The organism is Bacteroides sp. AF25-38AC, assembly GCF_003602995.1.
Lineage (GTDB): Bacteria > Bacteroidota > Bacteroidia > Bacteroidales > Bacteroidaceae > Bacteroides > Bacteroides uniformis.
On record NZ_QTMD01000007.1, the window covers coordinates 36,374 to 61,713 of the forward strand.

23 protein-coding genes and 1 pseudogene are annotated in these 25,340 nt (G+C 43.0%); 11 read left to right on the forward strand and 13 right to left on the reverse strand.

From position 1 onward, the window contains the following. Positions 1 to 142: 142 nt before the first annotated feature. From DWY55_RS06530 to DWY55_RS06545, 4 genes are read right to left on the reverse strand one after another with little or no spacing between them, the layout of a single operon-like run. Positions 143 to 1,015, reverse strand: a complete 873-nt coding sequence (locus tag DWY55_RS06530) for a DNA-methyltransferase (protein ID WP_005825531.1) — start codon at positions 1,013 to 1,015, stop codon at positions 143 to 145. Further along, on the reverse strand, positions 1,012 to 1,533 hold the full coding sequence (locus DWY55_RS06535; RefSeq protein ID WP_005825529.1) for a hypothetical protein: 522 nt from the start codon (positions 1,531 to 1,533) through the stop codon (positions 1,012 to 1,014). Before DWY55_RS06535 ends, DWY55_RS06530 begins: the two co-directional genes overlap by 4 nt. An 8-nt stretch (positions 1,534 to 1,541) precedes the next feature. Then, positions 1,542 to 2,402: a type II restriction endonuclease gene (locus DWY55_RS06540; protein ID WP_005825528.1), complete on the reverse strand. Its 861-nt coding sequence runs from the start codon at positions 2,400 to 2,402 to the stop codon at positions 1,542 to 1,544. Between the two features lie 6 nt (positions 2,403 to 2,408). After that, positions 2,409 to 3,323, reverse strand: a complete 915-nt coding sequence (locus tag DWY55_RS06545) for a DNA adenine methylase (protein ID WP_008664601.1) — start codon at positions 3,321 to 3,323, stop codon at positions 2,409 to 2,411. A gap of 319 nt (positions 3,324 to 3,642) precedes the next feature. Here DWY55_RS06545 and ileS point away from each other — a divergent pair, with 319 nt between their 5' ends. Genes ileS through DWY55_RS06570 form a run of 5 tightly spaced genes read left to right on the forward strand, consistent with a single transcriptional unit; the run spans position 3,643 to position 9,435 of the window. Beyond that, on the forward strand, positions 3,643 to 7,131 hold the full coding sequence (gene ileS, locus DWY55_RS06550; protein ID WP_005825526.1) for an isoleucine--tRNA ligase: 3,489 nt from the start codon (positions 3,643 to 3,645) through the stop codon (positions 7,129 to 7,131). Positions 7,132 to 7,164: 33 nt separating this feature from the next. Continuing rightward, the gene (locus tag DWY55_RS06555; protein ID WP_004290962.1) at positions 7,165 to 7,545 is read left to right on the forward strand and encodes a TraR/DksA family transcriptional regulator; all 381 of its coding nucleotides are present in this window, start codon (positions 7,165 to 7,167) and stop codon (positions 7,543 to 7,545) included. 2 nt (positions 7,546 to 7,547) lie between these two features. After that, positions 7,548 to 8,180, forward strand: a complete 633-nt coding sequence (locus DWY55_RS06560) for a lipoprotein signal peptidase (RefSeq protein ID WP_005825525.1) — start codon at positions 7,548 to 7,550, stop codon at positions 8,178 to 8,180. Further along, complete coding sequence (locus DWY55_RS06565; protein WP_005825524.1) at positions 8,177 to 9,103, forward strand: DUF4296 domain-containing protein; 927 nt, start codon at positions 8,177 to 8,179, stop codon at positions 9,101 to 9,103. Before DWY55_RS06560 ends, DWY55_RS06565 begins: the two co-directional genes overlap by 4 nt. Beyond that, positions 9,100 to 9,435, forward strand: a complete 336-nt coding sequence (locus DWY55_RS06570; RefSeq protein WP_005837115.1) for a hypothetical protein — start codon at positions 9,100 to 9,102, stop codon at positions 9,433 to 9,435. The genes DWY55_RS06565 and DWY55_RS06570 overlap by 4 nt, the downstream gene beginning before the upstream one ends. Here DWY55_RS06570 and DWY55_RS06575 read toward each other — a convergent pair. Next, entirely contained in the window at positions 9,383 to 10,144 is a 762-nt protein-coding gene (locus DWY55_RS06575) for a TrmH family RNA methyltransferase (protein WP_005825522.1), read from the reverse strand. The genes DWY55_RS06570 and DWY55_RS06575 overlap by 53 nt on opposite strands. A 143-nt stretch (positions 10,145 to 10,287) precedes the next feature. Between DWY55_RS06575 and DWY55_RS06580 the strand changes: the two genes are divergently transcribed. Next, positions 10,288 to 12,597, forward strand: a complete 2,310-nt coding sequence (locus DWY55_RS06580; RefSeq protein ID WP_005825520.1) for a BamA/TamA family outer membrane protein — start codon at positions 10,288 to 10,290, stop codon at positions 12,595 to 12,597. An 81-nt stretch (positions 12,598 to 12,678) separates the two neighbouring features. On the opposite strand, the gene DWY55_RS06585 is transcribed toward DWY55_RS06580, so the two are convergent. The 3 genes from DWY55_RS06585 to DWY55_RS06595 form a co-directional block, all read right to left on the reverse strand. Continuing rightward, positions 12,679 to 13,233 carry a DUF3332 domain-containing protein gene (locus DWY55_RS06585; RefSeq protein WP_117878078.1) on the reverse strand — a complete coding sequence of 185 codons (555 nt, stop codon included), beginning with the start codon at positions 13,231 to 13,233 and terminating at the stop codon, positions 12,679 to 12,681. 138 nt (positions 13,234 to 13,371) lie between these two features. Beyond that, positions 13,372 to 13,809, reverse strand: coding sequence for a DoxX family protein (locus tag DWY55_RS06590; protein ID WP_008664591.1), 438 nt, complete (start codon positions 13,807 to 13,809; stop codon positions 13,372 to 13,374). A gap of 56 nt (positions 13,810 to 13,865) precedes the next feature. Continuing rightward, entirely contained in the window at positions 13,866 to 15,152 is a 1,287-nt protein-coding gene (locus DWY55_RS06595; RefSeq protein ID WP_035448517.1) for an NAD(P)/FAD-dependent oxidoreductase, read from the reverse strand. A 208-nt stretch (positions 15,153 to 15,360) separates the two neighbouring features. Here DWY55_RS06595 and DWY55_RS06600 point away from each other — a divergent pair, with 208 nt between their 5' ends. Continuing rightward, positions 15,361 to 16,554, forward strand: a complete 1,194-nt coding sequence (locus DWY55_RS06600; RefSeq protein ID WP_008664589.1) for a BamA/TamA family outer membrane protein — start codon at positions 15,361 to 15,363, stop codon at positions 16,552 to 16,554. Then, positions 16,541 to 18,241 (forward strand): lipid A phosphoethanolamine transferase, encoded by a 1,701-nt coding sequence (locus DWY55_RS06605; protein WP_005837124.1) that lies wholly within the window; start codon positions 16,541 to 16,543, stop codon positions 18,239 to 18,241. The genes DWY55_RS06600 and DWY55_RS06605 overlap by 14 nt, the downstream gene beginning before the upstream one ends. A 24-nt stretch (positions 18,242 to 18,265) precedes the next feature. Here DWY55_RS06605 and DWY55_RS06610 read toward each other — a convergent pair whose 3' ends face one another. The 5 genes and pseudogenes from DWY55_RS06610 to DWY55_RS06630 all read right to left on the reverse strand — a co-directional run bounded on the left by DWY55_RS06610 (position 18,266) and on the right by DWY55_RS06630 (position 23,178). Then, positions 18,266 to 18,682, reverse strand: coding sequence for a DUF1893 domain-containing protein (locus tag DWY55_RS06610; protein WP_005825513.1), 417 nt, complete (start codon positions 18,680 to 18,682; stop codon positions 18,266 to 18,268). Between the two features lies 1 nt (position 18,683). Beyond that, a complete protein-coding gene (locus tag DWY55_RS06615; protein WP_005825512.1) occupies positions 18,684 to 20,084 on the reverse strand; it encodes an aldo/keto reductase in 1,401 nt (466 codons plus the stop codon). A 21-nt stretch (positions 20,085 to 20,105) separates the two neighbouring features. Then, complete coding sequence (locus DWY55_RS06620) at positions 20,106 to 21,602, reverse strand: 4Fe-4S binding protein (protein WP_120178043.1); 1,497 nt, start codon at positions 21,600 to 21,602, stop codon at positions 20,106 to 20,108. 130 nt (positions 21,603 to 21,732) lie between these two features. Beyond that, positions 21,733 to 22,590: pseudogene (locus DWY55_RS06625) on the reverse strand (trehalose-6-phosphate synthase); the annotation flags it as partial. Positions 22,591 to 22,782: 192 nt separating this feature from the next. Beyond that, entirely contained in the window at positions 22,783 to 23,178 is a 396-nt protein-coding gene (locus DWY55_RS06630) for a hypothetical protein (protein WP_117713543.1), read from the reverse strand. 214 nt (positions 23,179 to 23,392) lie between these two features. On the opposite strand from DWY55_RS06630, the gene DWY55_RS06635 reads away from it, so the two are divergent. The 3 genes from DWY55_RS06635 (at position 23,393) to DWY55_RS06640 (ending at position 25,287) form a co-directional block, all read left to right on the forward strand. Further along, positions 23,393 to 24,307, forward strand: coding sequence for an IS1595 family transposase (locus DWY55_RS06635; RefSeq protein WP_117713590.1), 915 nt, complete (start codon positions 23,393 to 23,395; stop codon positions 24,305 to 24,307). Beyond that, positions 24,300 to 24,458, forward strand: coding sequence for a hypothetical protein (locus DWY55_RS21975; RefSeq protein WP_165852979.1), 159 nt, complete (start codon positions 24,300 to 24,302; stop codon positions 24,456 to 24,458). Before DWY55_RS06635 ends, DWY55_RS21975 begins: the two co-directional genes overlap by 8 nt. 274 nt (positions 24,459 to 24,732) lie before the next feature. Next, positions 24,733 to 25,287, forward strand: coding sequence for a hypothetical protein (locus tag DWY55_RS06640; protein WP_117969056.1), 555 nt, complete (start codon positions 24,733 to 24,735; stop codon positions 25,285 to 25,287). Positions 25,288 to 25,340 lie beyond the last annotated feature (53 nt).

The following is a 25,340-nucleotide window of genomic DNA, read 5'->3' on the forward strand; positions in this document are numbered from 1 at the left end:
AACTCAGCAAAATAGCCCTCTCATTTGTTGTTTTCAACGTAGTTTTCAGGTCGCTTGTTTGAGCTAATTTTACGTTTTTTGCCGTTTTTGCTTAGGGAACCCGTGGATTTTGGCTTATTTTGAGAAACGTGATTCGCTCAAACTAAAACGGCAAATCATAAATGGAGACTTCTTTTTCGTGTACTGACATTCTCTCTGCATTATTCAAAAGAGAAATATCTTTAATCTTTTTATGATATAGAGAAAATTTTGCAATTTGTTCTATTTCTTTTTTACGGTTTTTACTAAGGATTAGATATTCTTCTTCTCTATCAATTCCTAAAAAACGGCGTCCCAAAAGATTGGCTGCAATTCCTGTAGTGCTGCTGCCTGTAAATGGGTCGAGAATCCACGCACCACCACGAGTTGATGCCAAAATAATACGCGACAATACAGATAAGGGTTTCTGAGTAGGATGTTTGCCACATGATTTTTCCCAACGAGCTATGGCCGGTAATTGCCATACGTCCGTCATCTGCTTGTTGCTGTTGATTTGCTTCATGATACTATAATTATAGTAGTGTGTTATTTTAGCAGACTTGCGTGCCCAAATAATGAACTCTGTTGAGTGTGTAAAATAACGACATGAAATATTAGGTGGCGGATTGGTCTTTGCCCATGTCACTACATTCAAAATCTTAAATCCTAATTCAGTCAGGATATTGGCTATTGAAAAAATATTATGATATGTACCGCTAATCCATATTGTTCCATTTTCCTTCAGTTTATTTTGGCATTCGCTTATCCATGCTCGATTGAACGAATCTATGTATTCAGGAGTACCTCCTTTATCCCATTCCCCTTTATCCACGCATACCATCTTCCCACTTTGCACACTTATCCCTCCATTACTGAGAAAGTAAGGAGGATCGGCAAATATCATATCGAACTTGAAACTGAATTGCTTTAATAATTCGATGCAGTCACCATGCAGGAGGGTAAAGGCACGGTCGGAGGATTTGAAATAAGGAATCATAATTTAGCAATAATCTCTTGATATTCCTTCCAGGACATTAACCGACCTTCTCCAGTGGGATAATTGACATCTTCCTGCCCCCATATCCATTTATATACTTTTATTAAAGCCTCAGGAGTTTCACCGGAAGCGAAATTTAAAGCTCTTATTTCATTTATAAAATCGGAAGGTTCTTCTCCATTATATGTTTTTTCCATTAAAGTCAGAAATACTTTTGCTTTATCTTTGTTTTCCTGAACTTTATTTATTACATCTTCTAAGATTTGTTTGTGAGATATTTGCCATAGTGTATTATCATTGGGATTATAGATGAATACTAAAAAATCTTCTTTTTTAGGTCTTCCATATACAGATTTACCACCAGGCTTCGTGATAACGATTTTCCTACCATCAGAGAGTTCTTCGACTTCATAACCTCGATATGGTAAATCTATAAGTTTTTGTGAGAAAGTAGCTTTATCCGCATTGTTTATACGAATAGGCTCTAGTTCTATATTATGTTGATAGATGTTTTTCATCGTTCTATTTATTTCATGATTTTACTTATAATGCCGTTCTCCATATCATTAATATTGTATATATGTTCAAGTACATCAAAAGTTTCTTCCAAATTTCGACGCGCACTATTCCATCCTTTTCCATCCGTAAACCAGACAAATGTAAAATCTGTTAGGTCTTTGGTTTCCAAGGTTATCGTTTTGTAACTTCTTGCTGTTTCGTTAAGCTTAGAGCCACTACTTCCATAAAAATTGGTTTCTATACCATATACCATGGTAGGTGTTTTTACGACAAAATCAAATCGTTTCTCTGCCTTACCTTGGTTAGATATTGAAGATAAATCAATACCCCATTTCTTTTCGATAGCATGAATATACATTTCTTTGAAGTAGGTGATACCTTTTACAAACCCAGCCTTCTGTATATATGATTCGACGAGGTTCTCCATCAGGTGTCCACCTCTATTTTTTCTTCCATTAGAATCAAGCCCAGTTTCTATTCCTGTAACATAATCTACAAGACTTCCGATAATGCGATTCTCAATCAAGTTGAAAATACCAGTTTTGCGCATAAATATTTTATATTGCTCTACACTATAGTTCATTTTTTTGAAATTATAACAGAAGCTGCCTTCTTCATCTATAGCTTCTATATCCATTTCACGCTTTGCTATCAGAATAGGAATACACTTTAGAATACTAGGGTATTTACATAATAAATTATCAAAATCGTTTTCTATATTTTTGCTGCCAATAAGAGAATTCATAATATTCAATTCCACTTTAATAGCATCAACATTAGAGAAAACTTTGTCAAAGTATGTATAATATTGGTAGTTCGCAATACTTGTACGAAACAGTGCAAGCCATTGTTTAAAATCTCTTTCCATACAAATTTATCTATAATTCATGCTAATATTAGAAATCATAAGTTCGGACAGTTTCCCTCTTTTTTCAGGATTGGCATTAACCATTCGCGTAGCCATTACTCGCTGAATATGGTATTCGTTATAAATCTCATCAAAGAAATTATCATTTTCGTCTTTGCCTTTCACATCCGAATTACTTAAGATGAAATTAGTTTTATATTGAACTATCTTGTGACAAAAATCGCGTAGCCGTATTTGTTCATTATCGTCAAACTCATCTTTGGCATACGAGTTGAAAGAAGAAGTTTTGCTTAAAGGTTTATATGGAGGATCAAAGTAGAATAAAGCATCAGGAGAAGCGTAAGCTATTGTTTTCTCGAAATCCCCACACAAAATATCTACCTTTTGCAAAATCTTAGAATCTGCAAGAATTGTATCTTCATCACAAATTCTAGGATTGGCATATTTTCCATGGGGAACATTGAATTTTCCTTTAGAATTTACTCTATACAACCCATTGAAGCATGTCCTATTTAAAAAAATGAATAAAGCGGCGGTCTCTATTTCAGACAAGGATGAAGCGTTATATATGTCGCGCTTATTTAAATAATACTCTTTTCTGTCTTCTTCTCCCAAGGGGATATACTTTTCTTGAAGTTCTTTTAATTGTTCAATCAATTTATATGGTTGTTCCTTAATAACTTTATATGTAGTTATCAAATGGGGATTTATATCATTAATCACAGCTTTTTGAATATTGGGAAATTGCTGTAATATCCAAAATAAAACAGCCCCACCTCCAACGAAAGGTTCTACATAAATAACGTTTTTTTTCTGTGAGAAGTCAGATGGTAAGGTACGCTCTATATCTCCTAAAAGCTGCGTCTTTCCACCTACCCATTTTACAAAAGGTTTTGCAGTTCTATATATTCTATGTTGCATATTTGGTCTAAATATCATTCTTCTAATGGCAAAGATAGTGAATCTCTTCAAGTTGTGCGAATATATTAGGAGTCTTTCTTTTTATTTTTTGAATTCTATGTCTAAAAGGATATTAATCACTCTTATTATCCCTCTTTTCATCCTTAAATAAAACATTTTACTGCACTTATCCAGCTTTTTCTACCTAAAAAGTCTCTTGTATTTAAGTTTTTTGTAAATTTGCACCCTTAAAATGGAGAAGGTAGCTTTTGACGTACCAAATGCCTATCAAGAGTATCTTCAATCGTAAATTGTAAATTGTCAAATAGTAAATATCAAGATGGGTAAGAAGTTTGCCGAATATTCGAAGCTCGACCTTTCCGAAGTGAACGGAAAAGTGTTGAAGAAATGGGACGAAAACCAGGTTTTCGCCAAGAGTATGACAGAACGTGAAGGTTGTCCTTCTTTCGTATTTTTCGAAGGACCTCCCTCGGCCAATGGTATGCCGGGCATTCACCACGTAATGGCTCGCTCCATTAAGGACATTTTCTGCCGTTACAAAACGATGAAGGGGTTCCAAGTAAAGCGTAAGGCCGGATGGGATACTCATGGACTGCCCGTGGAACTGGGTGTGGAAAAAGCACTCGGCATTACGAAAGAGGATATTGGCAAGACTATTTCCGTAGCAGAATACAATGCTGCCTGCCGCAAGGACGTCATGAAGTTCACCAAGGAATGGGAAGACCTGACGCACAAGATGGGCTACTGGGTGGACATGACGGACCCGTATATCACCTACGACAACCGCTACATCGAAACCTTGTGGTGGCTGCTGAAACAGCTCTATAAGAAAGGACTCCTTTATAAAGGGTATACCATACAACCTTATTCTCCTGCTGCCGGAACCGGACTCAGCTCGCACGAGTTGAACCAGCCCGGATGTTACCGTGACGTAAAAGACACGACCATGGTGGCACAGTTCAAGATGAAGCATCCGAAACCGGAAATGGCAGAGTGGGGAACTCCTTACTTCCTGGCATGGACCACTACTCCGTGGACGTTGCCCAGCAACACTGCGCTCTGCGTCGGTCCCAAGATAGACTACGTGGCCGTACAGACTTACAACGGATATAGCGGTGAGAAGATGACTGTTGTCTTGGCAAAAGCACTGCTCTACACTCACTTCAACAAAAAAGCGGAAGGCATTGCATTAGAGGATTATAAGCCGGGTGATAAGCTGATACCTTTCAAGATAGTAGGTGAGTACAAAGGCCCCGATTTGGTAGGTATGGAGTACGAACAGCTCATCCCTTGGGTGAAACCGATAGACGTTGCCGAAGACGGTAGCTGGACTCCCAGCGACAAAGGTTTCCGTGTAATTTCTGGTGACTATGTGACGACTGAAGACGGTACGGGTATCGTACACATTGCCCCGACCTTTGGTGCGGACGATGCTTTTGTGGCACGCGCTGCAGGTATACCGTCCTTGTTCATGATAAACAAGAAGGGTGAGACCCGCCCGATGGTAGACCTCACCGGTAAGTTCTTCTTGATTGACGAACTGGACGAGGATTTCGTAAAGGCATGTGTCAACGTAGACCTCTATAAGGACTATCAGGGCAAGTGGGTGAAGAATGCCTACGACCCCCAATTCACTGTAGACGGCAAGTACGACGAACAAGTCGCACAAGCTGCCGAATCGCTGGATATTGAAATCTGCATGATGATGAAAGCCGCCCGCCAGGCATTCAAGATAGAAAAGCATGTACACAACTATCCGCACTGCTGGCGTACGGACAAACCCGTATTGTACTATCCGCTGGATAGCTGGTTCATCCGCAGCACCGCTTGCAAGGAACGTATGATAGAGTTGAACAAGACCATCAACTGGAAGCCGGAAAGCACCGGTACGGGACGTTTTGGCAAGTGGCTGGAAAACCTGAATGACTGGAACCTCAGCCGTTCGCGCTATTGGGGTACTCCGCTGCCCATCTGGCGCACGGAGGACAATAGCGAGGAAAAATGTATCGAGTCTGTAGAAGAGCTCTACAACGAAATAGAGAAATCCGTGGCTGCCGGCCTGATGCAGTCCAACCCTTACAAGGAGAAGGGCTTCCAGCCGGGTGTATATACCAAAGAGAATTACGACAAGATAGACTTGCACCGTCCTTACGTGGACGATGTCATCCTTGTTTCTAAAGACGGCAAGCCGATGAAACGCGAAACGGACTTGATTGACGTTTGGTTCGATTCCGGTGCCATGCCTTATGCACAGATACACTATCCGTTCGAGAATAAGGAACTGCTGGATAGCCACCAGGTATATCCTGCCGATTTCATCGCCGAAGGGGTGGACCAGACACGCGGTTGGTTCTTCACGTTGCACGCCATCGCTACAATGGTGTTCGACAGTATTTCTTATAAGGCTGTCATTTCCAACGGCTTGGTGCTCGACAAAAATGGTAACAAGATGTCCAAGCGTCTGGGCAATGCCGTAGACCCCTTCTCGACCATCGAGAAATACGGGTCCGACCCGTTGCGCTGGTACATGATCACCAACTCTTCTCCGTGGGACAATCTTAAGTTCGACGTGGATGGAGTGGAAGAGGTGCGCCGCAAGTTCTTCGGAACACTCTATAACACCTATTCATTCTTCGCCCTCTATGCCAATGTAGACGAATTTGACTACAAAGAAGCCGATGTGCCCATGGCAGAACGCCCTGAGATAGACCGTTGGATTCTCTCTGTACTGAATACGTTGGTGAAGAACGTGGATACCTGCTACAATGAATACGAGCCCACGAAAGCAGGACGTCTCATTTCCGAATTCGTGAACGACAACCTCTCCAACTGGTATGTCCGCCTGAACCGCAAACGTTTCTGGGGCGGTGGTATGACGCAGGACAAGCTCTCTGCATTCCAGACACTCTATACATGCCTCGAAACCGTGGCTAAGCTGATGGCACCCATCGCTCCGTTCTATGCTGATATGCTCTATTCCGACCTGATTGCAGCTACGGGACGCGACAATGTGGTTTCCGTACACCTTGCCAAGTTCCCCGAATATAAGGAGGAAATGATAGACAAGGAATTGGAAGTCCGCATGCAGATGGCACAAGACGTCACTTCCATGGTATTGGCATTGCGCCGCAAGGTGAACATCAAAGTCCGCCAACCGCTTCAGTGCATCATGATACCGGTAGTGGATGAAGAACAGCGTGCACACATCGAGGCTGTGAAAGCACTTATCATGAACGAGGTGAATGTAAAAGAAATCCAGTTTGTGGACGGTGCTGCCGGTGTACTGGTAAAGAAAGTGAAATGCGACTTCAAGAAGCTGGGACCGAAATTCGGTAAGCAGATGAAAGCCGTGGCTGCTGCTGTGGCGGAAATGTCCCAGGAAGCCATTGCCGAGCTGGAGAAGAAAGGCTCTTATACGTTCAATCTGGACGGTGCAGAAGCCGTGATTGAAACGGCAGATGTGGAAATCTTCAGTGAGGATATTCCGGGATGGCTGGTTGCCAACGAGGGCAAACTGACCGTGGCTCTGGAAGTTACCGTTACCGAAGAGTTGCGCCGTGAGGGTATTGCACGCGAGCTGGTAAACCGCATTCAGAATATCCGCAAGTCGAGCGGTTTTGAGATAACAGATAAAATAAAGATTACATTATCAAAAAATCCTCAAACAGATGATGCGGTAAATGAATATAATGACTATATTCGCAACCAAGTTTTAGGAACTTCACTGACGCTGGCAGACAACGTAGAAAATGGTACAGAACTGAACTTCGACGATTTCTCGCTGTACGTGAGCGTAGTGAAAGAATAATTAAATACTAACCCTGATTAACACGTAAAAGTTATGGCAGAAAAGACAAGATACTCAGATGCTGAATTGGAAGAATTCCGCGCTATCATTATGGAGAAGTTAGAGTTGGCACAACGTGACTATGAACTGTTAAAGGCCAGCCTGACGGGTGCAGACGGTAATGACACCGACGATACATCTCCTACGTACAAAGTACTGGAAGAAGGTGCCAACACCTTATCCAAGGAAGAAACCACACGTCTGGCCCAACGCCAGTTGAAGTTCATCCAAGGATTGCAGGCTGCTTTGGTGCGCATTGAGAACAAAACATATGGCATTTGCCGCGAAACCGGCAAACTGATACCGGCAGAGCGCCTTCGTGCAGTGCCCCATGCCACTTTGAGCATCGAAGCTAAAAACAACGGCAAGAAATAAAAATGGGTAAATTCTTTACGAAGGGCCGGATAGCCTGCCTTATCATATTTTCGGTATTGGTTATAGACCAAATTATCAAGATTTGGATAAAGACCCACATGTACTGGCATGAGAGTATCCGGATTACGGATTGGTTCTATATATACTTTACCGAGAATAGTGGTATGGCTTTCGGTATGGAAATATTCGCCAAACTGTTCCTGACCTTGTTCCGCATTGCTGCAGTCACGGTCATTGGCTGGTTTCTGTACAAGTTCGTGAAGCAAGGCATGAAGACCGGATTTATCATCTGTGTGTCTTTGGTCTTGACGGGAGCCTTGGGAAACATTGTCGACAGTGTGTTCTATGGCGTGCTGTTCAACGAAAGCACCCATTCGCAGATAGCCTCCTTCATGCCTGAAGGAGGGGGATATGCCCCGTGGTTCCATGGCAAGGTGGTGGATATGTTCTATTTCCCCATCATTGATACAAACTGGCCCGCATGGATGCCGTTTGTCGGTGGAGAACATTTCATTTTCTTCAGCCCGATATTCAATTTTGCGGATGCAGCAATCAGTTGCGGTATCATTGCTTTGCTGTTGTTCTACGGCAAGGACTTCAATGATGCCTATCATGCTGCCATAAAGAAATCATGAAAGGAATAAATCGAATTCAATGGTGTAGCGTAGTCCTTCTGGTGTTCAGTCTGACGGCTTGTAAGGTGAAAAGACCTGAAACCGTCCTTCCGGATGCCAAGATGGAAAACGTGCTTTATGATTATCACATAGCCAAAGCTATGGGTGAAGAAGTGCCGTATAACGAAAGTTATAAGCGGGTGCTATACATTGAATCGGTTTTCAAGAAATATGGCATTACTCAGGCCGATTTTGACTCTTCTATGGTCTGGTTTGCCCGTAACCCGGAAGTACTTACCAAAATCTACGAGAAAGTGAATGTACGGTTGAAAGCCGAGAGAGACGGTATCAACCACTTGATTGCCCTGCGTGACAACAAGCCGAAAGAATCACTTCCCGGAGACAGTATCGACGTGTGGATATGGCAGCATATCTATCAGTTGACGGGTATGCCCCTGGACAACAAGATAACGTTTACGTTGCCATCAGACACCAATTTCCACGACCGTGACACGCTGCGCTGGAGCGTGCGCTTCCGTTTCCACAACGGTGCACCGGACAGCATACATGCTCCGTTGATGGCGATGCAGATTCTTTACGAAAAGAATGACAGTGTCATCAGTGCCATTCGGAAAGTACAAGACACAGGTGTGGAAACGCTCACCTTGTTTGCCGATACTTTAGGAGAAATCAAGGAAATACGCGGGTTCATCTATTATCCGCAGCAGGAGACTCCACAGCCTTTGCTGGCAGACCGTATCTCACTGATGCGCTATCACGCCACGGACAGCTTGGTCATTGCCCCAAAGGACAGCCTTCAGCAGGCGACAGACTCCCTTCGCAAAGACAGTATCGGAAAACCTGAGAAATTGAAACCTCTGGAAATTCAGGAGCAGGAAAATACCACGACTCCCAGAACCATACGTCCCCGTCCGAAAGCATGAAACGCTACGCTTCCCATTTTCTGTTTCTTCCCGGGCATGGCTATCTGAAACAATATGTGGTGGAGATAGGTGAAGGACAATGTGTATCACGTATCTTCCCATTGACAGAAGAGGTGGAGAATACGGAATGGCTACCGGGAGTCATAGCTTTGCTTACGGAGGTGGAAACAGACTATCCTCATTTTGATACGTGCTGCAATATACTGACGGCAATCCCTCCGGTTATCGAGGAAGAATTGCCTTATTTGATTCCCTGGTTGTTTTTTCCTTTTGATTTTACTACAATGCAGCCTGGCGCCGGAACTCAGCGCAAACTACTGCTGTGGCAATAGCCACGTTCAATGACTCCGAGGTCTCACGGCTGGCGGGATAATTCGGTATGTATAGTTTGCGGTTGATGAGTGCCTCCACTTCTTTTCCGATGCCATTTCCTTCATTACCCATCACAATCAGCCCATTTTTCGAAAGCGGTTGTCCGTACATATTCTCTCCGTCCAGGAAAGTGCCGTAAACGGGAATATCCTTCAGTGAGCGGATGAACTCGGGTAGGGGAGTATAATGCAGTCTGACGCGTGCGATACCTCCCATCGTGGCCTGCACAGTTTTGGGATTATAGATATCCACCGTGTTGGGCGAACAGAAAATATGCTCTATCCCAAACCAATCAGCAAGGCGGACAATCGTTCCCAGGTTACCGGGGTCTTGCACATCATCCAAAGCCAGACAGAGGGAGTGACTGATGACGGAAATATCCGTCTCCTCATCCGGCTGCCGGAACACAGCCAGCACTTGTTGGGGAGTTTTCAGCAGGCTGGCACGCGAAAGTTCCTCCTCCGATACTTCCGTGGCATCCGCTACGGTGGAGAGAGGGCGGTTCCGGGAAAGCCATTCTGAAGTTGCCAGCAAGAACTGACAAGGAAAATGTCCCAACAAATCCCCTACGAGTTTAGGTCCTTCTGCCAGAAATACCTTGTCGGCCTTCCGGTTCTTTTTCTGCTCCAACGAGTGGATATATTTAATGCGATTTTTACTTAATGCCATAGGACACACATGTTATCATTTGACAAAAATACGTGATTATTTCAATATAATCAAAAACTCTGCACTCTTCCGGCGTTTTTTATTTCGGGAACAAAAAAATACAAGTATATTTGTAGCTGTTTATGCGCAATTAATGACTCGGTATGAATAAAGGTTTCCGCTACGCGATACTTACTACTATCGTACTTTTGTTGGCTTCCTGTTCTTCTACCAAATATGTGCCGGACGGCTCGTATTTGCTGGATGAAGTGCGCATACATACTGATAATAAGGAAGTAAAACCATCCAATCTCTCCATGTACATCCGCCAGAATCCCAATGCGAAGTGGTTCAGCCTGATAAAGACCCAGTTGTATGTCTACAACTGGTCCGGACGGGACTCTACACGCTGGATAAACCGTACATTGAGGAAATTAGGTGATGCCCCGGTCATATACAGTGAGGAGGAAACCAACCGGACCAGGGAAGAAATCACTAAGGCTGTGCAGAATATGGGCTATATGGGCGCCCTGGTGGAACCGGTACGCCAAGTCAAGAAGAAAAAGATGAAGTTGGTCTATAAAGTGACAACCGGCAAGCCCTATAAAGTTCGTACCTTGAAATATGATATCCAGGACAGTAAAATAAAGGAATACATGCGGCAGGATTCCGCAGTAACCTTATTATCCGAAGGCATGTATTTTGATGTCAATGTACTGGATGCAGAACGCCAGCGCATCACAAACAAACTGCTTCAGAATGGATATTACAAGTTCAATAAAGAGTACATATCCTATACTGCGGATACTGTCCGTAATTCTTATCTGGTAGATTTGACACTGCATTTGGCTCCATACAGACAGCATAACGAGGATACGCCGCAAAATCACCGGCAATACACTATCAATAAAGTGAGTTTCATTACCGATTATAATGTGTTGCAGGCATCCACCCAGAACAGCATCGAGGTGAATGATTCATTGCATTACAAAGGCTTTCCCATCTACTACAAAGACAAGCTTTATCTGCGCCCCAAAGTGCTGACCAACAATCTGCGCATCACTCCGGGAACTCTCTATAACGAGCAGAACGTGCAGCGTACCTACTCCAACTACGGACGCCTGCAAGCCCTGAAATATACCAATATCCGTTTTTTTGAAGTGCAACAGAGTGACAGTGCAAAGCTCAACGCCTATGTGATGCTGACCAGAGGCAAGCATCAGTCCGTATCTTTTGAGGTGGAAGGCACAAACTCTGCCGGCGATTTGGGAGCTGCCGCTTCGGTGGCTTTTCAGCACCGCAACATGTTCAAAGGTTCCGAAACATTCATGTTCAAGCTACGTGGGGCATACGAGGCTGTGTCCGGTTTGCAGAGCTCCTTGAATCAAGACTACATAGAATTAGGTGCGGAAGCAACCATCAACTTCCCACGGTTTATGTTTCCCTTTGTATCCAGCGATTTCAAGCGGAGGATAAGGGCTACTACAGAATTCGGATTGCAATATAACTACCAGATGAGACCCGAATTCACGCGCATTGTAGCATCTGCCGGATGGAGCTACAAATGGGGGGTACAACAACAGCGTTCGCAGCATCGCATTGATTTGCTGGACATCAACTATCTGTATATGCCCAGCATAGACCAGACATTCAAAGAGGATTATCTGGAGAAAGACGAGAACTACATCCTCAAATACAATTATGAAGACCGCTTTATTGTCCGCACCGGCTATAGCTATATCTACAACAGTGCCGGAAGAGCATTGATGAATAACTCCGGTATCGGAAATTCCTATACCATCCGCCTCAATTTTGAATCGGCGGGTAACTTGTTGTATGCTGTGGCAAAGCTCGGAGGAATGAAGAAGAATGCATCGGGGGAATACACTTTGTTGAACATTCCTTTTGCCCAATACCTGAAAGGCGATTTTGACTTTGCCAAGAATCTGGTCATTGACAACCGCAATTCATTGGCATTTCATTTTGGTGCCGGTATTGCCATTCCATACGGCAATGCAACAATGCTTCCATTTGAGAAGCGCTACTTCTCCGGCGGCGCCAACAGTGTGCGCGGATGGTCTGTACGTGATTTGGGGCCCGGTTCTTTCCCCGGCGATAATAACTTCATGAACCAGTCGGGAGACATCAAGCTGGATGCCAGCATTGAATACCGCACACGGTTGTTCTGGAAATTCAGAGGAGCCCTCTTTGTAGATGCCGGGAATATCTGGACAATACGGAATTATAAAGACCAGCCGGGAGGTCAGTTTGAATTTGACAAGTTCTATAAACAGATTGCCGTGGCATATGGTTTAGGATTGCGTCTTGACTTGGATTTCTTTGTATTGCGTTTCGACGGGGGTATGAAGGCCGTCAATCCGGCGTATGAGAAGAAAAAAGACCGTTATCCCATTATCCATCCTAAATTCAGCCGCGATTTTGCCTTCCACTTTGCTGTGGGATATCCGTTCTAATGGGAAGTGGAAAGGTGAAAATGGTTATTGGGCATCTATGCACCCAGCCATTTTCAACTTTCACCTTTCCATTTTCAACTTTTAATTAAAAGCGTAATAGTTGTCAATCATCGTCGCTTGACGTGCTGCTGCCACACCTTGGGCATCCAGCGTCACTGTCATTTCCTCACCGTTCGGAAGGGTCATTTGTGCAGTGCCGTCATTGTTCATTTGCAGCAATTCTGTGCTGACACCATCGGCAACAACATTCCAAGTATTCAACTCTTTGTTGTAAATGAGTTCCATAGAAGCAGTCTCACCTTCTTTGGTGATAGAATAGCCGTTTTCAAGTGTCTCTACCAGGTAGTCACCGTTTTCGCCTTTCACTTTCTTTACATCACCAATGCTGGCCATAGGGTTTGAACCACTCCAGAATTCGATGGAGTTGATGACCAATGCATCGGCCAGATAGCAAACGCCATATACCGGGATAATATTGAATGCCAGATAAACCAATTCGTTTACAAACTTGGTACCAATACCTTGATTCCAGCTGACCAGTTTACTATGCAGTCCAAAAGAACCGATACAAGAACTGAAAAGAAACGAGCCGCAAATCATTACGGTCGCAGCCATCTTCAAATTGAACTTTTTCATAATCACTCTTTTTTATTTTACTGTGTTTAATTAGCTTTATAGCTCATCGAGTTATTTTAAGCATCCGCAAATATAGGATTTTTTACGAAAATACATCCTATTTGAGCTTAAAATCTGTTTTCAGTAAAACGGAAGTGTCTATTTACGAGCCTTTTGGAAAAGAGCTTTTCTTATCCAGCGGTCAACGGCAAACTTGCCCGGACCTATGATATACATCAATATGAACACTACCAGATATACAAAAGCCAACTCTTTCGTGGCAAACGGGTCATTGCCATGAATTACAAAAAAGGCAACAGCCATTGTAAACACCATTGGTATCATAGCCAAACGATAGAGAAAACCTATAATGAATGCCATGGAACATGCCAATTCACCAAAGATAGCCAGTCCTAAAGACAGCGGACTGCCTACACCCAGCGGGTCAGGGAAAACAGCCGACAGCTCTTGAAAGTTAGTCCACTTCTGGATGCCGTGGTTCATTAATAATATACCGAATACAATTCTTGCAATCAATAGTATAGCAGATGTTGCCGTTCCGTCCGGTTTGACAGGAAATAAAAGTCGTTTTAACATATTCATTCGTTTTTAAGTTCGTATATGAACTATAACAAATATTACTCAATAAAAGTTTACTCCCGCTTCAAGGGTTTGATGATAATCCGTAAAGACGGGTCATAGGTAAAGTAACTCCACATCCAGTCTACGAAGATGAAAAGACGGTTCTTTACACCCACAATACTCATCAAATGGATGAATAGCCACACAGCCCATGCCGGAAAACCGCCAAAACGCAGTTTCCTAAGCTCGACTACGGCATGATTGCGGCCAATGGTCGCCATGGAGCCTTTGTTTTGATATATAAACGGCTGCAACGGCAGGCCTGTTTCTGCACGCTGCAAGTTCCTTATCAAGTTGCGGGCCTGCTGGATGGCTGGTTGCACCACTTGCGGGTGTCCTTTGGGATACTCCTCAGAAATCATAAGGGCCGTATCCCCGATAGCGAAAATATTGGGATATTGAGAAAGACGGTTATAAGTGTCCACCTTCAAGCGGTTTCCCGGTCCATAGGCATCGGCAGGCAATCCTTGAAGGCTGTTTGCCTTGACACCGGCCACCCAGAATACATTTTTGGTATCGATGGCAGTCCCGTCATTCAATGCCAATTGATAATTCTCGTATCCCATCACCCGTTGGTTCAATTTGATTTCCACATCACGCTTCTTCAGATAATCGGCCACTTCTTTGGAAGACTCTTCTGAAAAAGCAGACAAGAGCCGGGAAGAGCCATCCAACAAGATGATACGCATCTCATTGATATTCAAGTCCGGATAGTCTTGAGGAAGGACAAACTTCCTCATCTCGGCCAAAGCACCAGCCAACTCTATTCCCGTAGCTCCACCGCCTACAATGGCAAAGGTCATCAGACGCCTGCGCTCTTCTTTATTACCGGTGTTCTGGGCTTGTTCAAAACTATCCAATATCTGGTTTCGGTTGAACAAGGCTTCCGAAGTATTCTTTAGTGCCATGGTCTGTTTCTCCAGCCCGTCGTTTCCAAAATAATTTGTGTTGCAGCCGGTGGCAATGACCAAATAGTCGTATGCCAGCGTGCCGATGGAAGTCTCCAGCAGATTGTGTTCCGGGAAGACTTGCTGTGCTTCACAAATACGTATATGGAAATGCTCTCTTTTTTTGAAGATTTTTCGGTATGGGAATGATATGGCACTCGGTTCAATACCTGCTGTGGCCACTTGATAGAGTAACGGTTGGAAGATGTGATGGTTATTCTTATCCAGTAAAACTATCTGAAACTTGTTGCTTTTCAATTTTCGTGCCAGCTTTAATCCGCCAAAGCCGCCGCCTACGATTACTAGTCGTTTCTGTCCCTCTTTATCGGGAATGTCCATTGCTGTTTTCATAATTCAATATCATGTTGTTCTTTGTAATATTAAAATAACAGTATAAATCGAGGAAAGTTCTATAAATGATGTAGTTAAAAAGAGTGAACCCCACATGCAATGTAGAAATGAACATTAAAAGAGAAAAATTGGAAACAAAAAGAACAGTAACATTGTTGTAATGAAGAACATAAAAACTAACTTTGCCACGGAAGTTTTCTACAAGTAAATGGACACTAAATTGACAAAATGGATATTACCAATATTGATGCTGATTACAGAAACGGCTGTTCATGCACAAACACACCTTGCAGAAGCAAAAAACTCTGTGGACTCAATTTCTACGTATCCGATAGACTCGCTTCCCAAGAAACGCAGTTTTTTCGGAAAAATTTTGAATTACTTCAACGATGCCAACAAAGAAAAGAAAAACAAGAAATTTGATTTCAGCATTATAGGCGGGCCTCATTATTCCAGTGACACCAAATTTGGAATCGGACTGGTGGCGGCAGGACTCTACCGTACCGACCGGAACGATAGTATTCTCCCTCCGTCCAATGTCTCTCTGTATGGGGATGTCTCCACAGTGGGATTCTATTTGCTGGGAGTACGTGGAAACCATCTGTTTCCCCAAGACAAATACCGGTTGAACTACAATCTGTATTTCTATTCTTTCCCAAGCCTTTACTGGGGACAAGGATATGACAATGGAGCCAATGATGACAATGAGAGTGAATACGATCGCTTTCAGGCGCAGGTTAAGGTGGACTTCATGTTCCGGATGGCACGTAACTTTTATATCGGTCCGATGACAGCATTTGATTACGTGTATGGACATGACTTTGAAAAACCGGAATTATGGAAAGGAATGAAAGCGCGTAGCACCAACGTGAGCTTGGGGTTTTCCTTGTTGTATGATTCACGCGATTTTCTGACAAATGCCTATAAAGGATATTACCTACGGATAGACCAGCGCTTCAGTCCGGCCTTTTTGGGAAATAAATATGCATTCAGCAATACGGAACTGACGACCAGCTATTACCAGTCCGTGTGGAAGGGTGGGGTGTTGGCAGGCCAGTTCCATACTCTGCTGAACTACGGAAATCCGCCCTGGGGACTGATGGCAACATTGGGAAGTTCCTATTCTATGCGTGGCTATTATGAGGGGCGCTACCGTGACAAGTGTGCAATGGATGCCCAGCTGGAACTACGCCAACATGTATGGAAGCGAAATGGAGTTGCCGTATGGGTAGGGGCGGGAACCATATTCCCGAATTTCTCGGAATTGGAGGCCAGGCATATTCTTCCTAATTATGGTTTCGGCTACCGCTGGGAGTTCAAAAAGAGAGTAAACGTACGTTTGGATTTAGGTTTTGGCAAACACCAGACCGGATTTATATTCAATATCAATGAAGCTTTTTAGAGACATAAAAAAATGGTTCGACAATCAGGAACATTTGTTCTATCTGTTTCTGGTCATTCTGATAGTGCCCAATGTAGTGCTATGCTTTACAGAACCCATATCATGGACGGCAAAGATATGTAATATCCTGCTACCCCTTTCTATATATTATGCTGTAATGGCTTGGTCGAGAAACTGTGGCAGGACATTCTGGCTGCTATTTCCGTTCATCTTCTTCGGAGCCTTCCAGCTTGTATTGCTGTATCTTTTCGGTCAGTCCATTATCGCAGTGGATATGTTTCTGAATCTGGTGACAACCAATTCGAGCGAGGCGCTGGAACTGCTGGACAATCTGATACCTGCCATCGTTATTGTGGTAGTGCTCTATATACCTGCATTAATTCTGGCAACCATATCCATTGTACACAAACGCAGACTGTCCGAAGCATTCATCCGGCAAGCTCGCCGTCGCACTCTGTATGTGTTGTCTGCCGGAATATTATCCTTAGGCACTGCTTATTTGACAGATAACCGGTATGAGCCGAAATCCGAACTGTATCCTGCCAACGTATGCTACAACATAGCACTTGCTTTTCAACGGACGGCCCAGACGCGGAATTATCACAAGACCTCTAAAGATTTTACCTTTCATGCTAGAAGTACTCATCAGGCTGATGAAAGGGAAGTATATGTAATGGTGGTGGGAGAAACCTCACGGGCATGCAACTGGGCTTTGTACGGCTACGAACGGGAGACTAACCCGGGACTGTCGGGCATTGGCGGACTGACAGCTTTCAGCCATGTGCTGACAGAATCAAACACTACCCACAAGAGTGTTCCGATGTTGCTGTCGCCGGTCAGTGCTTCCAGTTTTGATTCCATCTATTATCAGAAAGGGATTATCACAGCATTCAAGGAAGCCGGTTACCAGACCGCCTTTTTCTCGAACCAGCGTTATAACCACTCATTTATAGACTTCTTCGGCAAAGAAGCCGACACGTATGATTTCATTAAAGAAGATGTGGGGGATTCCAATTACAACCCCTCTGATAACGAACTGTTGAAACTGGTAGCAAAAGAACTGGGCAAAGGAGTTTCCAGGCAATTTATAGTTCTCCACACTTACGGTTCTCATTTCAATTATAAAGAGCGCTATCCGGCAGAGCAGGCTTTCTTCCTGCCGGACATGCCCGTTGATGCGGAAGTGAAATACAAAGACAACCTGATTAATGCCTATGACAATTCTATCCGCTACACGGATAATTTTCTGGTTCGTCTGATAGATATGCTTCAAGAACAACATGTCAATTCTGCCCTGATATACACTTCAGACCATGGAGAAGATATTTTCGATGACAACCGGCATCTCTTTCTGCATGCCTCACCGGTACCTTCCTATTATCAGATACATGTGCCATTCTTTATTTGGATGTCCGACAACTACCGGCAGAGATACCCATCGTTATTGGAGGCCGCACAAGCCAATAGGCAGAAGAATGTATCTTCCAGTGCCTCATTCTTCCAGACAATGCTGGAAATAGGTGGAGTGGAGACCCCATACCGGAATGACTCTTTATCTGTCACCAGCGCTCTGTTTATCGAAAGACCCAGAGTCTATCTGAACGACCACAATGAAGCCCGCACACTGGATGATGTCGGTATGCTCAAGGAAGACTTCAAGATGCTGGAAGAGAAAGGCATCAGGTAATCAGGGAAAGAGAGCAGGCTGTTGCTATTTTGCCCTGATTCTTGATATAAAATTCTGAATCACCGGATACATCTCCTCTACCGTATTCAGCTCCATGCAAGCCGTCTCCAACGGGCACCAGCCGGTCTTGTCACGGTTAATGATATGGGGAACCTCTTGGGCAAAAGTCGTTTCAATTCCTGCTTCGCACAGCAATGCCAGCGCAGGAGTGCTGATTATATCGGCATAGACCGTTTTAAAGCCTCCCAGTACCATCAAAGCAGCGGCACCTTTCCCTATAACCTTATCGGCAATGGCAGCCCCCTTCATAAATGCAGAATCTGCCTGGTACAAATCATACAAATCCGCTACTCCCCGTTGGGTGAAAGTACGGACTTCCTCCCGGTTCTTCATAACACAAGAGTATCCTCCCTTGTGCAGTATGTCAATGATACTCTCCATTTTATAAAGTCTCTTGTTTCAACTGTTCTACAAATTTGTCAATACGATGCAGTTCTTTGGGAATATCAATCGTTTGCGGGCAATGCGGAGAACACTGGTTGCACCCGGTACAATGGTCGGCCTGCCTCAGTTTGGGTACACTTCGGTCATATCCTACGAGAAAAGCACGGCGTGCTTTCCGATAATTCTCATCCTGGCTGCTTTCCGGCACATTTCCTTCATTGACACATTTATTGTAATGTATCAAGATGGCAGGAATGTCAATTCCATACGGGCAAGGCATGCAGTACTTGCAGTCGTTGCAAGGTATGGTGGGGTACTCCATCATCAAATCTGCCGTATCATACAGATACTGAGTTTCCTCTTCTGTGAGTGGTACCAATGGAGAGTAAGTACGGATGTTATCCTGCAAATGTTCCATATAAGTCATGCCGCTCAGCACTGTCAGTACATCCTGGGGAGAACCGGCATAACGGAATGCCCAAGACGCCACACTGCGTTCGGGTTCGCGCTGCTTCAGCCGTGCCACAATATGGTCGGGGACATTGGAGAGCCGCCCACCCAGCAGAGGCTCCATAATGACAGCAGGAATCTTACGCTTGGCCAGCTCGTCATACAGATACTCTGCCTTGAAGTTGCTGCCCGAAGCATGTTTCCAGTCCACATAATTCAACTGTATTTGTACAAAGTCCCAATGAACTTCACCACGGTCATGCATCTGCAAGGCATAGTCATAGACTTCGATATCTCCGTGGAACGACCATCCCAAACGGCGGATGCGTCCTGCTTCACGCTCCTTGACAAGAAAATCAATCATACCGTTGTCTATGTAGCGTTTGCGGAATTGCTCCATGCCACCGCCACCAATCATGTGTAGCAAATAGTAGTCTATATAGTCCACCTGCATATCCTCGAACGACTTACGGTACATGGCGATGGAACCCTCGCGAGTCCAGGTATCAGGATGAAAATTGGATAGTTTGGTGGCAAGATAGAACGATTCGCGTGGATGGCGTTTCAGAGCTATTCCCGTAGACTTCTCACTCCATCCTTGTACATACATCGGAGACGTATCGAAATAATTCACGCCATGGGCAATGGCATAATCCACCAGTTCGTTTACAGCATCCTGGTCTATCATTTCCCCTTTTCCATCCGGAGCAGGAACGGTAGGCCAGCGCATACAGCCATATCCTAAAATAGAAACTTTGTCACTCCCCAAACCAGGAAAACTACGATAGGTCATTTTATCCGTCGGAATGGGGCCCAATACTTTACTGCCTTCACTGCTTCCTTCCTTAGAACCACATCCATAGAGGGCAGCAGTAGATGTGGCGGCTGTAATTCCCACTATCTTCAAGAAATCACGACGGTTCATATTGTTTTTATGATGTTCTTCCATACTTATAGAAATTCTACTTTGTTATATAATTCGATGTCTTTCATGTCCTTCCACATAGATGGCACTGAACGGACGGGCCGGACAAAGATTCTCACATGCCCCGCAGCCGATACAACGCTCCACATTGATTACCGGAATCTTTGGAGAATCCTTGTCTTCAGGTATACTCGGCACCATTTGTATGGCTCCCGTCGGACAATGGCGTGCACAGTTGCCACACTGCACACCATCCGTCAGTGGTATGCAATTTTTCTTTACCCACACGGCATGCCCTATCTGAACGGATGATTTATCAGCTTTGGTTATCGGACGGATAGCCCCTGCAGGACATACCTCCGAACATTTTGTACATTCCGGTCTACAATAGCCGCGTTCGTATGACATTTCCGGTTGCATCAATTTCCTTAAGTCTGCAGAAGGACGAAGAACCTGATTGGGACATGCCGACACACAGAGCTGGCAGGCCGTGCAGTGTTGCGCCATATTGCGGGCACTCAATGAGCCGGGAGGAGTGAGGGGAGTGCTTCGCTCAGGAATCTTCTTATCTTCAATGGCTGCCAGTCCTCCGTCTACTTTCTTTTCCTGCGCTTTTAAAACAGAAGTGGCTGCAACCAGAGCCGTTGCTGTGAAAAAACTGCGGCGGGTTTCGTTTATCTGTTCCGAATCTGCCTTGCCCGCAGCAGGTTTACCGAAAGGATGATACTTGTAGGAAATGGCTCCATGCTTGCACTTCTCAATGCAGTTCATGCAAACCACACACCGGCTTGCATCAATCTGATGCTCCTTAAAGTTGATGCAGGCTGCCTTGCAGTTGCGTGAACAAAGACTGCATTGGTTGCACTTTTCCGAATCTATTGTGATGCGGAAAAGCGAATAACGTGAAAGGAAGCCCAAGACCGTTCCTACCGGGCAAATCGTATTACAATAGGTTCGTCCGTTGCGTCCGGCCAGAACAACAAGCACAGCCAAAGTAGCGGCAGCAATAATAAAAGTCGGCAGGCTCTTCAACCATACATCCGTTTCATAAAAGGCATAACTGTCTGCCCGTTCAGCCAGATAAGCAAGCAGATTGTTGCCCCATTGCCATATAGGTTGAAAAAGATTATTGGCAATACGTCCGTATGCACTATAGGGTGCAAGTAGAGCAGCCAATGAACCAATTCCGGCAATCAAAGCAATGATAAACACACCCAATACGCCATAGCGCAGCCAAGATAAGGCCGGAGAATAAGAGTAAGGAAGCTTCCTGCGTTTTTTAGGTTGCCGGCCCAGCCATGCCAGTATATCCTGAAATACCCCTAAGGGGCAAATCACAGAACAATAGATACGCCCGCATACCAAAGTGAGAATTACAAGAAACAATATCACTCCCACATTTAGCGCCAATACAGCCGGCAAAAACTGGATTTTGGTCAACCAGCCGAACCACCCATGCAACGTTCCCGTAAAATCAAGGAACAGCAAGGTGATGAGTGCAAAACAAATCATTGCAAAAGTCAGTCTAATCTTCCGTAACATGATAATCCTTTATTTTGAGTTCCTAAACATTCTATATCAGCGATATGAGTACAAAACAACTGCCGAAATAGTGAAATTTTCTTTATGCAAAAATAAAGAAAAAAAGAAAGATATCATCATTCAATGGAATTAAAAACGAAAGAAATAAACGGTGCAGAATGCCTTTACTATAATCCAAGCGGTCTACAGAAAGAATCAACTTATGATTTCCGAAAAATTTCCGTGTACGGTCTATCGCCCGCCGTACTTCCGGTCTGGAAGAAGCATTGTGATACAGTCCGTAGTTGATTCCCATAGGAAGAGCATCGGTCTCAACTACTCTATTCCCGAGTTGTGCTTCGTCCAGTTTAAAGTCAATACGCAGTACCCGTTTGACAGCACTGATAAAATGCCGCATATAGTCATAAGTATGGAAAGCTATAAAGTCAGCATCCAATAATCCTTTCAGGATTTCTGCACGTTCCGGTAATATCCGGAAAAGTTCATAGGAAGGGAAAGGGATATGATGGAAATATCCGATATTCAAATTCGGGTAAACCTTCCGAAGCATTCCGGGAAGCAGCATTGGCTGATAGTCTTGAATCCACACCTTGTCACCTGGATGTATCACGCGGCAAATGGCATCGCAGAACAACTGGTTCACTTCCTGATACGATTGCCAGAAAGAGTTCCGATATAGCGTATAAACAAAAAAGTAGTGACATAATGGCCAAATAGTACTATTACTATAGCCTTCATAATAATTCTTTATCTGTGTTTCGGACAAGAATACTGGGTGAAAATTTATTCCTTCCAATCTAGAAGTGATTTCCTTTTTACTTTCTTCGTTGTCAACGCATATTCCAGGCCATCCAATCCAATGTTTTTCGTAGGAAATCTGAAGTGAGTCCAAACCGGTAGCCAGTCCACCTTCACTTCATGAAAACACGAACGTTTCATCCTCTTTGGTAACCTTAACGGGTAATCTGTTTGATATAATATAAGGCACTTATATACAAAGTGACACTTGTCTAAAACTGATAACTAAAAGTAATAACTAATAAAAATAACGATTATGAAAGAAAATGAAGTATCATATAGAATTCTTTATATTGATGGAGAAAGAATTATATCAGAAGAATCAGTAATAGGAAGCAATTCAATCTTAGAACAATTAGAAAGTATAATTGCAAAAATTGAACTATCCAAACCAACGGGTCAACTGCAAAGCATTACTGATATTCCCAATAATACTGGTAATAGTTTCAATATTTTTAGGAAACTTAGATTTCAAAGAATCAAGTTCAAGCAAAAGCTTTTCAAAATTCTTTTTTATAAGCTCCTCTTGGGCTACAAACCCTCCTCGGAGAGCCATATCGCTTGCTTCTACGTTGAGAGAAATTATAACATCTCCCCCAATAGTATAATTTGTAGCACTTATAAGATTTAAACGATTAAAATAGTCTAAAATAGCTCTTATTGTATCACTGGAGCAATTTAGCTCATTGGCTAATTGTATAATGTTAAAAGTATAAGTTACATCATTATGACTAAGCAGATTGTTCAATACTTTATCTTTTAATTCGGGAGTTATCATAGTTTATATGTGTTTTGATTTTACAAAAGTATGATTAAAACTTCTAAACTCCAAATGATATAGTTGTTAAAAGATAATGTTTAAAAGCATGAGTGTTCTTTTACATATTGATTGGTCTTATGAAGCGAAATGCAGATGTTAATAAGTATTGCTTCATTCTCTTGGATAGTTACGAACTTATTGATTGTATTGTACTTTATTTAATAGTATGACTATGAAAAAGACAGATAAACAATTAATATTCTCTAAGTTATTTCCTGACGAGGAGAGTTGCATTAGATACTATGAGGACAAAAGATGGGGTGGAAATCCGGTTTCTCCGTTTGACCCTTCATCTAAAGTTTACAAGTGTCGCAATGGGAAGTATAAATGCAAGAATACTGGTAGATACTTTGACGTGAAAACGGGAACTAAATTTGCTAACACAAAGTTACCACTACGATATTGGTTCTATGCAATGTTCTTGTTTCTATCGCACAAACGTGGCGTTTCTTCTTGTCAGTTAGCGAGAGATTTGGATATTACTCAGAAATCAGCATGGAAAATGCTTCAAAAGATTAGGGAAACAATGGGAGTTGAAAATGAACATAAATTGAAAGGAGAAGTTGAGATTGACGAAACCTTTGTTGGGGGCAAGAATAAGAATCGGCATAAGGATAAGAAAGTTGAGAAATGTCAAGGTCGTTCTTTCAAGGATAAAGTTCCGGTATTTGGAATGCTGGAAAGAAACGGTCATTTAGTAGCAAAGGTAGTGCCCGATACCAAAGTAAGGACACTACTCCCTCTGATAAAAGGATATGTTAAATCTGGCAGCGTTATATATACTGACGGCTGGGACTATGGAGGAATAACCAGTGATTACATTCAAAGGTCAGTAGACCATGAGAAACATTACTATGGCTCTACCTACACAACAGATAAGGGAGAAGTCATACAAGTAAGTACAAATGGCATTGAAAATGCTTGGTCGCACTTCAAAAGAATGATAATCGGAACATATTACTCAGTTAGTAAAAAGCACCTCCAGCGATATATTGACGAATATGTTTTCAGATTTAATACCCGAAACATTAGTGATATTGAGAGATTTAATTACTTTTGTCTAACATTTATAAACTATCATGGCTAAAAAGAAAAAAGAAAAGGAAACAATTAAGGAGGCAGAAGTCACAGCCTCAGAGAAGGAGTTTAATACACTCCTTATGAAAATGAGCGTACCTCAAAAAGACGATAAAAAAGAGCATGATAAAGATATGAGATATTTGGAAAGTTCCAAATAAAGGAGTAATTTTGTATTGCATTAATTAAGTAGTTAATGCTTCTTATGAAATTATAGCTCAATCGCCTTCTGAATCACCACCTCGGAATATAACGAGCTATGAACCAATACATATTGGGTGAGTTGTACCTATTTAGGCGCAGACTTCCCCATAATGTATTGTGGTTTGTGGTGAACCAAGAAGGCGTATGGCAATAGTCTGCGCTTTTCATACTCTTACGTTAGGTTATTGCCCAATGATATGAAGTTGAGTATTAACCAATAAGAATAAGAGAATGGAGGAAAACACATTAGTATTTATTGTGATGATTACAATAATTGTAGTTGTTATAAGTATCGTTCAAGGATGGGGTCAAAATCAAAATGTAATAGATGAACATGAGTTATTTAAAAAACAGTTTGAAAGTGAATATGGCTCTCCTTCGCTTGAAATACGTAACACATGGCGTCCAAACACCAAAGACACCATACTGGTTTTCTCTAATTCGGAGAAGATAGTAATCAATGAATGTGTACACGCATTTTCTGATATTATAGACTTTTCTGTCAATGAGAAAAAATCTTATAAATCCAGTACATCAACTGGTAGTATAATCGGTCGTGGGATAGTCGGTGGTGTCCTTCTTGGCGGTGTAGGAGCATTAGCAGGAGCGACTACAGCAAAAAAGAATACTATAGAAAAAGTGGACGGTTATACCATTCGTATAACAATGCGAGGATTTGATAAGCCAGATATTAAAATTCATACCATGTTTGAAGATTATATGGAAGAAGTCACAAGCGTTTTGAAGAAAGTCATTGACTACAACGAAAAAAAGTATAATATATGATTTACATAATAGTCTAATTATAAACATAAGTTATACCCACCCGGCTTAGGGTC